Annotated in this window: 15 protein-coding genes; 2 read left to right on the top strand and 13 right to left on the bottom strand. The window is 44.1% G+C overall.

Going from position 1 to position 14,169, the window contains the following annotated elements; all coding sequences use genetic code 11:
• Positions 1 to 114: 114 nt before the first annotated feature.
• From A3EU_RS0104840 to A3EU_RS0104805, 8 genes are all read right to left on the bottom strand, one after another.
• Positions 115 to 1,329, bottom strand: a complete 1,215-nt coding sequence (locus tag A3EU_RS0104840; protein ID WP_020534999.1) for a 6-phosphofructokinase — start codon at positions 1,327 to 1,329, stop codon at positions 115 to 117.
• Between the two features lie 51 nt (positions 1,330 to 1,380).
• Complete coding sequence (locus A3EU_RS0104835) at positions 1,381 to 2,151, bottom strand: SDR family NAD(P)-dependent oxidoreductase (protein ID WP_026211228.1); 771 nt, start codon at positions 2,149 to 2,151, stop codon at positions 1,381 to 1,383.
• A 212-nt stretch (positions 2,152 to 2,363) separates the two neighbouring features.
• The gene (locus A3EU_RS0104830; RefSeq protein WP_020534997.1) at positions 2,364 to 2,804 is read right to left on the bottom strand and encodes a GNAT family N-acetyltransferase; all 441 of its coding nucleotides are present in this window, start codon (positions 2,802 to 2,804) and stop codon (positions 2,364 to 2,366) included.
• Positions 2,805 to 3,275: 471 nt separating this feature from the next.
• Complete coding sequence (locus A3EU_RS0104825) at positions 3,276 to 3,902, bottom strand: hypothetical protein (RefSeq protein ID WP_020534996.1); 627 nt, start codon at positions 3,900 to 3,902, stop codon at positions 3,276 to 3,278.
• A 138-nt stretch (positions 3,903 to 4,040) separates the two neighbouring features.
• Complete coding sequence (locus A3EU_RS0104820) at positions 4,041 to 5,168, bottom strand: aspartate aminotransferase family protein (protein WP_020534995.1); 1,128 nt, start codon at positions 5,166 to 5,168, stop codon at positions 4,041 to 4,043.
• A 130-nt stretch (positions 5,169 to 5,298) separates the two neighbouring features.
• Positions 5,299 to 6,264 carry an N-acetyl-gamma-glutamyl-phosphate reductase gene (gene argC / locus A3EU_RS0104815; RefSeq protein ID WP_020534994.1) on the bottom strand — a complete coding sequence of 322 codons (966 nt, stop codon included), beginning with the start codon at positions 6,262 to 6,264 and terminating at the stop codon, positions 5,299 to 5,301.
• 64 nt (positions 6,265 to 6,328) lie between these two features.
• Complete coding sequence (locus A3EU_RS0104810) at positions 6,329 to 7,531, bottom strand: argininosuccinate synthase (RefSeq protein WP_020534993.1); 1,203 nt, start codon at positions 7,529 to 7,531, stop codon at positions 6,329 to 6,331.
• A complete protein-coding gene (locus tag A3EU_RS0104805; protein ID WP_020534992.1) occupies positions 7,531 to 8,121 on the bottom strand; it encodes a GNAT family N-acetyltransferase in 591 nt (196 codons plus the stop codon). Before A3EU_RS0104805 ends, A3EU_RS0104810 begins: the two co-directional genes overlap by 1 nt.
• Positions 8,122 to 8,426: 305 nt before the next feature.
• Here A3EU_RS0104805 and A3EU_RS29420 point away from each other — a divergent pair, with 305 nt between their 5' ends.
• Positions 8,427 to 9,221, top strand: a complete 795-nt coding sequence (locus tag A3EU_RS29420; RefSeq protein ID WP_020534991.1) for a DUF1223 domain-containing protein — start codon at positions 8,427 to 8,429, stop codon at positions 9,219 to 9,221.
• Between the two features lie 196 nt (positions 9,222 to 9,417).
• Here the strand turns inward: A3EU_RS29420 and A3EU_RS0104795 are convergent, their stop codons facing one another.
• The 4 genes from A3EU_RS0104795 to A3EU_RS0104780 form a co-directional block, all read right to left on the bottom strand.
• On the bottom strand, positions 9,418 to 10,356 hold the full coding sequence (locus A3EU_RS0104795; protein ID WP_020534990.1) for an energy transducer TonB: 939 nt from the start codon (positions 10,354 to 10,356) through the stop codon (positions 9,418 to 9,420).
• 132 nt (positions 10,357 to 10,488) lie between these two features.
• Positions 10,489 to 11,292, bottom strand: a complete 804-nt coding sequence (gene murI / locus A3EU_RS29415; protein ID WP_020534989.1) for a glutamate racemase — start codon at positions 11,290 to 11,292, stop codon at positions 10,489 to 10,491.
• A gap of 2 nt (positions 11,293 to 11,294) precedes the next feature.
• A complete protein-coding gene (locus tag A3EU_RS0104785) occupies positions 11,295 to 11,804 on the bottom strand; it encodes an OmpH/Skp family outer membrane protein (RefSeq protein WP_020534988.1) in 510 nt (169 codons plus the stop codon).
• A 206-nt stretch (positions 11,805 to 12,010) separates the two neighbouring features.
• Positions 12,011 to 12,580 (bottom strand): OmpH/Skp family outer membrane protein, encoded by a 570-nt coding sequence (locus A3EU_RS0104780; protein WP_245569334.1) that lies wholly within the window; start codon positions 12,578 to 12,580, stop codon positions 12,011 to 12,013.
• A 243-nt stretch (positions 12,581 to 12,823) separates the two neighbouring features.
• Between A3EU_RS0104780 and A3EU_RS0104775 the strand changes: the two genes are divergently transcribed.
• Positions 12,824 to 13,624, top strand: coding sequence for a M48 family metallopeptidase (locus tag A3EU_RS0104775; RefSeq protein WP_020534986.1), 801 nt, complete (start codon positions 12,824 to 12,826; stop codon positions 13,622 to 13,624).
• 62 nt (positions 13,625 to 13,686) lie between these two features.
• Here the strand turns inward: A3EU_RS0104775 and A3EU_RS29410 are convergent.
• Positions 13,687 to 14,169 (bottom strand): T9SS type A sorting domain-containing protein (locus tag A3EU_RS29410; protein ID WP_044085479.1); only part of this gene is annotated, 483 nt, incomplete at its 5' end.

The raw sequence follows: 14,169 nt of genomic DNA, 5'->3' as shown, positions 1-14,169 counted from the left end.
AATAGCGCGTACACTTATTTTAAAAAACTATCCCTTGAAAAATCCTATATCAGGTCGTTTATTTTTAACGACTAATTGCAAACTGTATGACTAATTTAAAACAAAGTACATTTTTTACCAATTCAATATTTTATGAAAATCATAATCAGCAGGCTCCTCCAATAAACCTTCCGTTCTTGAATAATCTGCTGTTGTGATATAGTCTAAGCTTTTGAAAAACAAGCGTGAAATCTCTGATTCCATATTCACCAAGCGAGGTTTCACTTTTCCGTTTTCATCCTCGTGGTCAGATAGATAAACAGGAGCAATATTGCCCTCTGCATCTGCACTCACAATGCAACCACTAATGCCTGACTTATAAAGTTTTTGAACGCCGATTCCCAAAAGAGAACAAAGCGTGAGGTCAAAACCAATCGGGCGACAACACCTCAGTTCGTATCCTACATCATTTGGGCGGGTCTTGATATTGATATTTAGCGCTTTCAGCTTTTCTTGTAATAAAACATTGAAGAAACTTGCTTTACTAACATTCCCTAGTTCCGGATGGCCATGCGAATCAAAGGTAAATTTGATGCCCGCATTTAGTATCTCCTCTTCTGTAATCGCATGAAAAACACCTTCACTGATAATAATTACACCATAGTGAATGCCCTGAATCCGTCGTTTTACAATGGTCGAAACCATTAAATTAATGATCTTCTCTATTGTTGGCGTTGATTTATCAAACATCTCTGGTATGATAATCATCGGAAAATGACAGGCAGTACCGATGCCAAATGCCAAATGCCCGGCAGACCTCCCCATAGAAGACATGATGTACCACATTCCAGTAGTACGCGCATCCTCATAAAGGGTATTACCGATCTTTACCCCTTCATCTTTGGCAGAATGAAACCCGAATGTAGGATTACGCCCTGGCAGCGGCAAGTCATTGTCTATTGTTTTAGGCACATGAATATTAGCAATACCCAAGCCTTTTTCTTCCAAAAACTTAGTAATTCTATTGGCAGTCGAAGCGGTATCATCACCTCCGATGGTGACCAATAGTTTCACGTTTTCTTTCTCAAAAAAAGCCGTTCTAAAGTCCGTGTCCTTTGGCTTGAAACGACTCATGATGAGCGTAGAGCCACCACGACTAAAAATTCTATCTGCATGATCAAAATCAAACTCTTTAACAGGTACCTCCTCTGAAAAAAGGCCTTTATAACCATATTGCACACCAAGCACCCTATAGCCATCTTTCAAGAAGACTTTGGCCACCGTACTAACAACCGTATTGATACCCGGCGCTGGGCCACCAGCACATATAATGGCAACTGATTTTTTCATTTTTATTAGATTTCGTGGTTTAGAGCTCAACTACATACGCTTTACTACAAACTACATATTGTAGACACCACCATTGATGTCAAGCGTAGCACCGGTAATAAAGCCGTCGTATTCCGACGCCAGGTATAAAACCGCTCGCGCTACATCATCTGCATTGCCGGCTCGCTGGATTGGAATGCCAGCCGTTGTTGCAGCCGCTGACTCTTTTGTTGTATGCGTATTGTGAAAAGAAGTTCCAAGGATAAGCCCCGGGGCAACAGCATTAACTCTAGTCCCTTGAGCCCCAAATTCCGTAGCGAGCGCTCGTGTAAATGTTAAGATAGCACCTTTGCTGGTAGCGTAAGCTAGTGAACCTGGGTGCCCGCCTTTACGCCCGGCGAGTGATGCCAAATTAACAATACTGCTGTTCTCATTTTTTGCCAGATAAGGAGCTGCTGCTCGCGTCACAAGCATCATGGAGGTTAGATTAATGTCCATTACCTTGTGCCAGAACTTCGTCTCCATATCGCTTAGCAGGTTACGCGCAACAAGTGAACCTGCATTGTTGATCAGTATATCCAAACCACCAAGCGCCGCTACTGTTTTTTCGACCACTGCATTCGCATCAGCTTCTTTTGTTAAATCGCCACCGATCGCAACCGCTTTTTGCCCTTTACTCGTTGCGTATTCCGTCAATTGGTTCGCGGTATCAGCACTGGAGAAATAGTGGACCGCAACATTGGCTCCGCTATCAATAAAATGCCTGGTAATGGCTTCGCCAATGCCTTGAGCACCAGCAGTGACGAGGACCTTCTTTCCGGTTAACTTACTATTGTTCTCCATGGTATTTTTATTCCAACTATTCAATGCAAATATAGAAACCACGGTCATAAAGATTGGCGAAAACTCAAATCCGTGTTCTTTCCAGCCACCAATTATTTACCTTAAATACAATACATAGCCTTTTATTCGATTTCTTCTCTTGTCTTCGCATCGTTTCCTTTTCCTAATGGTCTCAAGCCATTATTACCTCGCCTCAGACAACCTTCGTACGTTTATAAATTCTTTCTTAACCCAATTCGACTACTTCCATCGGAATACCAATTTTCCATTTCCGCAAACCTTTTATAATCCTGCCTTTCATAAAACCTAAGTGCTTTATCACCTGAGGTCCATAGCCAAATATGCTTCACTCCTACCCTTATAGCTTGTTCTTCTATCTTTTGCAATAATTTTTCTCCAAGCCCTTTGGAGCGATACTCCTTCTCGACAAACAAATCTGTCAGAAAAAACCACCCTGAATAGTTTCCACCGTTTTTATAGCCTAAACCAGATGAACATCCTATAAAAGTGTTTCCTTTTAATGCTACATTACTGAACCTATCTGAGCTTTCTATTTCTAAATCTTCCTCAAGTGCAAGTTCTTCAAACCCTAAATCCATTCTCTCAACTTCGCCAGCTGTTAATTCACGATTTACTATAGTTATCTCATCCATTTCAAGATACTTTTTTTGTTCTAATTGGGCTTAACATTCTATACCCGTCACCACTATTGCGCTTATTGTACTCCCTACGTGGACAAAATACGTCTGTTTTGGTTGCAGCTAGCTAATCGTCAAAATGAATTATTGCAGATAAATAGCCGAATTACACACAGCACCACCTATACATTCACCTATAACCCCATATAAAAGGCTGACCGTTCCTCGTAAACATCAAAGCCCACCATCGCATAGCGATAGTGGGCTTTGAGACTCCTTGTGTCTATGGGAAGCACTTAGTTCCTAATATTCAATAGCTCTTCTTCTAATGCTGTTTTAGCATTTACCGCTTCTGTTGTTAAAGTCCCAATAACACCTTTGGCTCCGGTGCTCGGAGTTGTCGTTCCGCCTCTGAGTTGGGAACATTATCGCAACGTCATTTTCTGTTCTAATAAGGCTAAACCTCGAAGAAGCCGTAAATCGGAATTATTCACAATAAGATTCATACACATCCATGTATTCAAAAATGTTATTTACAGCCCCTTCTCTCATATCTTGTTTAAGGGATAAATCATTTCGTACTTGATCAGTCAAATTATATGCTTTACACCAATTATGCATACCACTATGCATAGCTATTTGTGCTTCAATAAGCGCACAAATAATACTAACGGTATAGCTATTGCTATTTTTTGACCTAGCCTTTCTTGCTAAAGACATTGCACTCCTAACGTTAAAATAATCATCTAATGCATCTAAATAAGCCATGCAAATTAATAAGTCCCAGGGAGCATTACTCGTAAAATCATCATAATCAGTAAACATTCCAATTCCTTCCAAGTACGCCAGGAAAATTTCTGCATTTTCAATTCCTTCATGCCCCCATGACAATGCATTTACAATGGCAATTCTAATGTCTATATCATTTTCAGAGTCAACAATATAATCCATTAACTCATCCGTCAATTTGCCCTCAGCTTGGAATGCCAATATGACTATTGGTACATCTTCATAGCTTTCACTCATATAAGTAGAAGTCAGTGGAGAGTCGGCATGTAGATGGTAACAACCGCCCCAAATGATTGCAATAAGTACTACTAATTTAGTTTTCACAGTCTGTATTTTTTTATTTAAGATTTGTGAACAAATTATCTTATCAAGAAGGATCTCAATTTAATCATTGGTAAGACAAACGTATCAAATAGTAAAGTACCCAAAAGATAGCTATCTAGGAAGGATAGGCCACTATAACTAGACCAAGACCAACCTTAACTTCTCCATTAGCACATCCACCTCTGCCTTGCCGATACCTAGCGGTGGAAGCAAGCGAATCGTCTCTGCCTGTGCAGCAGAGCCCGTAAACACACCATGCTCAAAGAGTAATTGCTTACGTAATGGGCCCGCTGGTTCGGCAAGCTGTAAGCCTAGCATCAGGCCTTCTCCTCGTACTTCTTTGATGCCAGGTAGTTGTTCCAGCTGCGTTTTCAGATAAGCACCAACTTTCCGCGCGTTCTCTTGTAATCCTTCCTGCTCCATCACTTCCAACACCGCCAAAGTCGCCACACAAGCCAAGTGGTTCCCCCCAAAAGTCGTCCCCAACAAGCCATAATTAGCCTCAAAACGGGGATGGATTAATACTCCTCCTACCGGAAAGCCATTGCCCATTCCTTTAGCAATGGTAATTAGGTCGGGTTGGATATTGGCGCGCTGGAAAGCAAAGAAATTGCCGCTGCGACCAAAGCCAGACTGGATCTCATCCATAATCAGACAGGCTCCATACTTTTTGCACAGCACTGCTACTTCCTCCAAAAAAGCCGACGATGGCACATAAATGCCAGCAATCCCCTGGATACCCTCTACCACTACGGCGGCAACATCCTCTTTCTTCAATGCTCTTTCTACCGCTGCCGTATCATTTAGGGGCAAAAACGTTACCGGAAAGGTCGCATTGATGGGTGCCTTTATTTTGTCGTTATCCGTAATATTCACCGCCGCCGAAGTACGACCGTGAAATGCCTTTTCAAATACGACGATCCGCTTCCGGTCTGTCGCAAAACTGGCGACCTTCAGCGCGTTCTCATTGGCCTCAGCGCCACTATTACACAAAAAAAGCTGGTAATCATCGCAGCCAGATAGCTCGCCCAGCTTTTGTGACAACTCCACCTGCAATGGGTTCTGCACGGAATTAGAGTAGAAACCGATTTTCGCAACCTGCTCCTGCAAGCGTCGCACATAATGAGGGTGGCTATGCCCTATAGAAATGACAGCATGACCTCCATAAAAATCCAAAAACTTGCGATCATTTTGATCGTAAACATAGCAACCTTCGGCCCTTACGGGCTCCAGATCAAAAAGGGGGTATACATCGAAGAGATTCATCTTTTCCTATTTTTAGCAGCCATATTCAATTGACTTTTTAAGCCACGAAGGCATAAAAACACAAAATTGCACAAAAGATTTTTTCTACCGCGGAGACACGGAGACACGGAGTTTTTTTTTAGAAAACCCTCTAAAAAACCATAGCCTTTAACTGCAGCCCCGTCGTTTCCTCTAACCCAAGGGCCAAATTCATGTTCTGCACCGCCTGCCCGGAAGCGCCTTTCAGCAAATTATCAATCACGCTTATGATCAGGGCACGATCACCGTGTTTGGTTACCTGTACCAGACACTTGTTCGTATTCACCACCTGCTTCAAATGAGGGTTTTCGGCAACTACGTGCGTAAAAACGTGTTCGGCATAATAGTCATGAAACAAAACCTGAAGTTCTTTTTCTGAAAGCTTCGTATCAAGGTACAAGCTAGCAAATATGCCACGAGCAAAATCGCCTCGCAAAGGCAAGAATGCCAAGTCTGGTACTGCTTCTCCTTGCAATAAATTCAGGCTACGGCCAATCTCTGCCAAATGCTGATGCTGAAAAGGTTTGTACACCGAAAGGTTGTTATTTCGCCAGCTAAAATGCGTCGTCTGCTGCGGTTGTTGGCCCGCACCTGTCGATCCTGTGATGGCATGAATATGCACTTCATCTTGCAGTTTCCCAGCCGCCGCCAAAGGCAGCAAGCCCAACTGGATCGCCGTAGCAAAGCAGCCTGGATTAGCAATACGCTTGCTAGCCTTTATGGCTGTTCTGTTCATTTCCGGTAAACCATAAACGAAGTCATCCGTTAACCGAAAATCTGCACTCAAGTCTACGACCAGCGTTTCTGCTGGCACTGCATTTTCGGCCAACCAGCCGCGAGATTTCCCGTGGCCACTACATAGAAAAATCACATCGACTTTTGGGTCTACCTCGGCGGTAAAGTCCATAAAGAAGTCGCCAGCCAAATCTTGATGAATACTGCTCACAGGCTTACCAGCCTGGCTATTACTATGAACAAAACGGAGTTCCACTGCCGGGTGGCAACGTAGAATTCGGATCAATTCGCCGGCCGTGTATCCGCCGCCGCCGATAATGCCTACAGTATGTTTCCTTGTCATGGTTTGCTTTTTTCGCTAACGGGTATATGCCATGGCTTTGCCAAAACCCGTCGCTATCGAGCTTCTATTTCGAGCTTCCTTTGGCTGCTGCCTGCACCTGCCCGGAAAGGGCCAGAATACGGGTAAAGCCTTTCACATCGCTACCGCTCCAACCGGTGTTCATTTCGCCATATTGGCCAAAACCAGCACCGAGCATGTCGTACGGAGAATCAATACCATCCAATACAAACCGGTAAGGGTGTAATGTTATAAACACATCTCCACTTACTGTCTTTTGGCTGTCTTCTAGAAAAGCTTCCATATTCCGCATGACAGGGTCCAGAAACTGGCCTTCGTGTACCATCATCCCGTACCAGTTGCCTAATTGTTCTTTCCAATATAGCTGCCATTTGGCAAGGGTATGCTTTTCCAATAAGTGGTGCCCTTTTATAATCAGCATCGGAGCCGCCGCAGCGAAACCTACCCGCCCTTTGATCCCGATAATCGTATCTCCTACGTGAACATCGCGACCAATTCCATAAGGTGCTGCAACTGCCTCCAAGGCCTGCACCGCCGCTACAGAATGATCGAAACGCTGACCATCAAAACCAACAAACTGACCTTCTTTAAAATGAAGTTTCAAGGTTCGTGCTTCGGTGGCAGTTACGGGTACTGGCCATGCTTCTTCGGGCAGATTCTGGTGCGAAGTCAGTGTTTCCTGTCCTCCTACCGAGGTACCCCAGATGCCTTGATTGATGCTGTACTTGCCTTTTTTATCTGGCCATGAAACACCATGCCTTGCCAAATAAGCTACTTCTGCTTCTCTGCTTAATTGCTGGTCGCGAATAGGAGTGATAATCTCTACCCCTGGCGCCAATAGCTGAAAAGTCAGGTCGAAGCGAACTTGGTCGTTTCCGGCGCCGGTACTTCCATGTGCAATGGCATCAGCGCCAATCAGGTTGGCATACTTGGCAACTTCCAGGGCTTGAAACATCCGTTCAGCACTTACAGACAGTGGATAAGTTTGGTACCGCAGGGAATTTCCATACACCAAGAATCGCAAACATTCCTCATAAAGCGCTTCGGTCACATTTACTGCTTGATATGACGTGGCGCCTAATGCAAAGGCCCGCTCTTCCATTTCTTGCAATTCCGCAGGAGAAAACCCACCTGTATCTACAGTCAGGGCATGTACATCATAACCATGTTCTTTGGTCAGGTATTTTATACAATAAGAGGTGTCAAGGCCTCCGCTATAAGCCAATACTATTTTTTTAGGCGTTGTCATTATTCTGATGGTTGATTGGGTAAAATAAGATTACTGAGATCGGTAGCCATAGTTGTGGTTTCTTCCAATGCTGGTGCCAGCATGGCTGTACACAGGCACATCCGACGTTCATTTCGTTCGAGGATATCGAAGTTAGGGCACGATTGGCAGCCTTTCCAAAAAGCCTCATCCTGGGTGAGTTCCGAGAAGGTTACCGGCTCGTACCCCAAGCGAGAATTAATTCGCATAACAGCAAGACTCGTGGTGATGCCGAAAACATGAGCAGTTGGGTATTTTTCACGCGAAAGCTGAAAGACCCGCTCCTTGATCTTTCGAGCCAGCCCTAATCGCCTAAATTCTGGTGCTACAATCAAGCCCGAATTGGCAACATAACGGTCGTGACTCCATACTTCGATGTAGCAAAAGCCCGCTAGCTTGCCATCACAAAGGGCAATAACTGCGTTGCCATTCTCAAATTTGGTACACACATACTCCGGCTTACGCTCGGCAATTCCTGTGCCTCGTACTTTTGCCGACTCTTTGATCAATTCACAAATAGCCGGGGCGTAGTGGAAATCGTTGGCATCAGCCACACGAATAATAATTTCCATTGAAAATTAACTTGATAAGTAAGTAAGAAACACCCTACTTTAAAAGGGGTGCCTAGACTAGCTCTGGTTCTGTAACAGGAAAACTGCTCAAAATGAGGGAAGGAAGACTTTACTAAAAGCCCACCCGGTGGGATAATATGACAGTGTTGCGCCCCAAAGGGCGACGACGCTCAAGGCGGCGACGGTTCTCAAGAAAGGTAATATTTTGAACCAATTTTTTCATATTGTCCGTAAATGTACAGGCCTTTAACCAACGAAGCAAGATTAAATAGCGTTTATTCTACGATACCAAAAGCAGGAAAACAATGTCTCTTCAATTAAAAATAACCGGAAGCTTGCTATTAGCAGCCTTATTCATTGCCTGCTTAAGGGGAGGTAACAACAGCGAATTAGACGGAAGTCCTACTATCATAAATAAAACAACATCTGCCCAAACTGTTCTGGTAGAACTATTTACTTCCCAAGGATGCTCTAGTTGCCCACCAGCAGACCAGGTATTACAACGACTCGTAGAGGAGGCCGAAGAAGGCAACATGGCGGTAATTGCACTTTCCTATCATGTCGACTATTGGAATCGTCTGGGTTGGGCAGACCCCTACAGTCAAGCTGTTTTTTCCGAACGCCAACGCCAGTACGCTCAAGTATTACCCGATCATCGGGTTTACACCCCTCAAATGGTTATCCAAGGCCAACGTGCTCACGTTGGGTCACGAGAAAAAGAAGTAAGAGCAGCCATTCAGCGTATTTCTCAACAAGCTCCAACAAGTAACCTCTTGGTCTCCCTAAACCCAGCCCAAAACGACAGAAACAGCAGAGAAATAGCTTATGAAATAACCGGAAAAACCAATGATATTGTATTGCAAATTGCGCTTATTGAAACAACGCTGGCCAACGATGTCCCTCGTGGTGAAAATAGCGGACACCACCTCACTCATACCAATGTAGTAAGAGCATTAATCAGTGAGACCAACCCTAAGTCGCAAGGTGCTTTAACCGTAGATACCAGCGTATTGGGTACTTTTTCCAATGGCAAGATCATTCTCTTTATACAGGATGCCGAGCAGATGACCGTTTTAGCAGCAGCTGAAGTAGCGTTGTAAAACAGAAACATAAGTCATCCCGAATTTTGGCTAAGGCCAAAATCCAGCCTGACTTTAAGTTAGAAAACCCCATGATTTCACTAATAGAAATCATGGGGTTTCGTCTTTAACGGTAGGTTTTGCCGTTGGTCAGCACGGATTTTGATGACAATCAAAATTCGGGATGACTCATGTCTTAAACATGCTTATAAATACTTTAATGATCTACCTGCAAAACAAATTTGATAGGAAGGTTAAAGTAAACCGGTACATTACGGCCTCTTTGTTTCCCTGGCGTCCATTTTTCTGGAAGATTACGCATTAATTTCACTACCCGAAGTGCTTCAGCACCACAATCTGCGCCAATATCTCTTAGGATTTCTGCATTCTCAATAGAACCATCATCCTGGACAACGAAGCGGACAACTACTGTACCAGAGACATTATTATCACGGGCGATAGCTGGATACTTGATATTATCATAGATAAACTCCAGCAATTTCTGCTGAGAACAAGCCATTTTTTCCTCTTTCGTTCCAACATCTTCACAACCAGGGAAGCGGGGCATATCCTCTACAATTTTGAAAATTTCTTTCACTTCCAATGCTGGAGGAGGTGGTGGAGGTGGTGGAGGTGGGGCAGGCCCTTCATCCACTTTTGCCACAGGCGCATTACTCACCGCTAAATTTGCACTAGCAGACTGATCGGAAAACGTTTCCTGCTCGTCAAGGAGAACAGCATCAGAAGGTACCTCTTCAATGACGGGGGGCGGTGGAGGGGGAGGAGGGGGAGGTGTTGTGGTCTGCGGAGGTGCTTCCATCTCAATATCAAAATCCATATCCATTGCACCTTCCGGAATATCGACTTTATTTTCAAACTGTGTCCAGTTAAAGGCCATTACCGTAAGGGCCAAAACAACGACTAACCCTAATTTCCAGAAGATACCAGTATTGTGTAATACATCTACTTCAGGATACTTATTCCGTGCCTTAATTTCAGCACCTACAGGATCGTTTGCGTGTTGGGATTTGAGATTAGTTTGGGCAAGGTTCGATAAGCGATATCGTCCCGCAATGATTATTCCGATGACCAGGGCAGCCAGAAGGCCGAGACCAAGAAACACTTCGGAGCCGGTGAAGGAAAAGTTAGTAAACATAATATGCTGGTTTTAATACCGATCAAATGCTTGATCTTGGTACTAAATTCCGCATATATTGCACTCCTTTTCCTGACATTCGTCAGTAGGAAAAGATAATCTTTATCACAAGGGCTATTATTTCAACAACTTCTAACCTTTAAGCATTTCCATCACTGGGTGTATCTGCCAGGGGAGCTTGGTAAAGAGTGAGAGGTCTGCTACCGCGCCAGAACGATAAAAATGGTATTCGGCCTGATGTGCGGAGCTAGCTACTAAGGCTAAATTCCCCAACCGCCTGGCTACCTGTCGAGCCACAGCTGGGGCCGGGTCAATAATTTTGCAATCGCTTGGTACGATGTCTTTTGGAAAGGGAAGTAAAAACGGATAGTGCGTGCACCCCAAAACGATGGTATCGACGTCCTCTTGCAGCATGGGAATCAAAATTTCTTTTAGCTGCTCGATGGTATCAGGGTGATTAAGTTTACCTGCTTCGATAAGGGGGACGAGGCCGATGCAAGGGTTTTCAAAAACTTGCACATTTGCGGCATAGCGGCGCATCAGTTCTGCATAGCGCTCACTTCGTATGGTAGAGAGCGTGGCCAGCACGCCTACCTTGCCTGAGCGGGTAGCTTCTGCTGCTGGTTTTACGGCTGGCTCCATCCCTATGAAAGGAATTTCGGGCCACTGTTTACGCAAGGATTCTAAGCCTGCCGCAGTAGCTGTATTACAAGCTACGACGATCATTTTGCATTGATGATCCAGTAGAAACTGAGTGATTTCTGCTGAGAAATCGGTAATTTCTTTGCGCGACCTTGGCCCATAGGGAACCCGGCCGGTATCCGCAAAATAAATTAGACTCTCGTTGGGCAAGAGACCAGAAATAGCATTGGCGACCGAAAGGCCGCCAATGCCGGAGTCAAAGACTCCAATCGGATTATTATTTCCGGAAGACAAAACTAGATATTGATCTTAGCCTTTACAGCTTCGCTCATATCCTGGCTTTCTTCGCTGTACAGTAGTACTTGCTTGTCGAAGATAAACGTGAAACCATTTTCTTCCGCAACAGATGCAATGGCTTCGTTTAAGCTATCATAGATAGGCTCCAGTAATTCGGTGCGCTTATCCTGAATTTGCTGAACCATGCCTTGCTCCTCCTGAGCTAATTCCTGCTGGCGTGCTTCTAACGCTCTCTGCTGCTCTTCCTGCTGTATCCGTGAAAGTTCTCCACGTTCAACTTTTTGCTGGAAAGTTTGAACATCCTGCTGGAACTGACTAACACTAGCCTCCAGTTTCTTTTGCAATTGTGCTTGTAATGCTTCCAAGTTAGCTTCTGCCTGCTTTACAGCAGGAAGTTCTGCTAAAATAGCCTGGGCATCAACGTAACCAAAGGTCTGCTGGGCTTGACCAGTAAAAGCAAAGGCGAACATTGCAAGGGTTAAAGCGCCTATTTTAAATACATTCTTCATCTCTTCTAGTGATTTTGTGTAACTCTCAAATGTTGTGATCAATGAATTGACCGGCAAAATTAGTTGTTTTTTTTCAACCGAGTATTGCGCAGAAAATAAAACGCGATTTTCCTTAAGTTTTCCAAATAGTTAAAACACTTTAAATGAACTGTTTATTCAACTAATATGAAAAACAAAATCGCGTTTTATTTTCGTGCTGTTCTCAATTAAAGTCTGCGGAGAATATCCTCCGTTTTATTGTACTGGGGGTTAGAGAAAATCATCCCTGAATCGCTAGAGCGATCAAAAATAAAATCATAACCTCGCTCATTGGCATAACTTTCGATAGCAGCGTAGACTTTCTCCTGAATTGGTTGTACAAGCTGCTGGCGGCGACTGAACAATTGCCCTTCGGGGCCAAAGCGTTCGCGCTGCATATCTCGTACAGCTTTTTCCTTATTCATAATCTCTTCTTCACGCTGCTTTCGCGCATCTTCGCTAAGAAGGACTTGTTCTGCCTGGTATTGGTTGTACATGCCCTTAATTTGATCGTATTCTTTGGCAATTTCTTGCCGCCACTGATTAGCTAAACGATCGAGTTCTGTTTGCGCTTCTTGGTATTCTACGATGTTTTCCAGGATTTCCTGAACATCAACGAAAGCGATTTTTTGTGCATTGGCCGAAAGGCTGAAAAAGAATAGTGCTCCGAAGAACAGTGGTAATATTTTGCGGTACATCATAACGGGTAATGAATTAATTGCTTTGAATTCAAGGCCAAAATTAAAATTTATCTTCACCTTGTGGACGGATTAACAACGAAAAAGATACAAAGAGGGCCGAAGTTAGCTACTGTCTTTAACTATTGTTTAACGGCTATGGATTATTTTTATAATCCCTTACCTTTTTTTTAACAAGGTCTATAGCATTTTCGTTGTTTGCCTACGTTTAATAGTCTACAGCTAACAAATTACTTTTAATGGGTGTTTAAACCATTAGTATTTGTGCTGTTCCTTATCAACCAACCTCAAACGTGTTATTATATGCGATATTTCAGTTTTGCACTCATTGGTACCATGATCATCTCTTTTTTTGCCATCGGCTGTAGTGGTAGCGGAGGAGGCCTCAACTTATTTTCTGTTGAACAGGATATTGAGTTGGGTCGGCAGGTAAGCCAAGAAATCAATACCAACCCCTCTGAGTTCCCCATTCTTCCAGAGCAAAGCAACCAGGAAGTCTATCAATACATCAGAGGTATTACTAATAAGATTCTTAATTCGGGTAAAGTCGCTCACAAAGATGAATTCGCCTGGGAGGTAAAGATCATTGACGACCCTGAAACACTCAATGCTTTTGCGACACCGGGGGGATACATTTATGTGTATACCGGATTGATCAAGTTTCTAGACTCAGAAGATGAGTTAGCAGGCGTAATGGGCCATGAGATTGCCCACGCTGCTCAGCGCCATAGCACCCAGCAGATGACTAAACTTTACGGTCTGCAAATTTTAGCCAGTGTCGTTACCGGCAATGCTGAGCCAGGTATGATTGAGCAAATTGCTTTGGGGTTGGCCAGCTTGAAAAATAGTAGAGGTCACGAAAGTGAAGCCGACGAGTACTCTGTCATTTACCTCTGCGGCACAAGTTATAATGCCAACGGCGCTGCAGGTTTTTTCCGCAAGATGGAAGATTCCAGCGCCAGCCGTCCGCCTGAATTCATGTCTACTCACCCTAATCCAGGCAACAGAGTAGCAGATATTGACGCCAAAGCGCAAGAGCTCGGCTGTCGAGGCACCGCTGACAACCGCGGAGAGTATATGCGGATAAAACGCTTACTACAGTAAACATGAGTCATCACGGATTTTGATTGTCATCAGAATCCGTGATGACTCATGCATTCAAAAAATCAACGATTGACTTTCACAAAACGCTTAAACCCACCGTAAGCCCCTCTGGTATTCAACAAGACTATATACGTTCCCGAGGGCAGCAACTCAACGTTGAGTCTCAGGTATTTCTCGTCTGTTGCTGAATAAGTAAGTACACAGTTTCCAAACACATCAAAAATCTGTACGGCTCCTTCATAGGGTTTTGCGAGAATCAAGCGTAATTCTCCTGTAGTCGGGTTGGGATAGACTTCCTCGACATTATTTCCAGTTACCTCAACTCCCGTGCCCTCTCCTCCATTGATGGTATCGTCACATTCATCAGGAATATTATCGTGGTCATTATCTAATAAATCATCCCCTCCAGGGCAAAGGTCACAGCCATTGGGAACGGTATCTTCGTCAGTATCTACCAGATCATCAAAACCAGGGCAGATATCGGCATCGTCACATACACCATCCCCGTCGCTGTCTCCTGTCGAAGAAGTGGGGCAAGCGTCACA

It is taken from the genome of Lewinella cohaerens DSM 23179, from assembly GCF_000379805.1.
Taxonomy (GTDB): Bacteria; Bacteroidota; Bacteroidia; order Chitinophagales; family Saprospiraceae; genus Lewinella; species Lewinella cohaerens.
The sequence above is the reverse complement of the archived record's forward strand: the minus strand, read 5'-3'. Positions and strand labels throughout refer to the sequence as shown.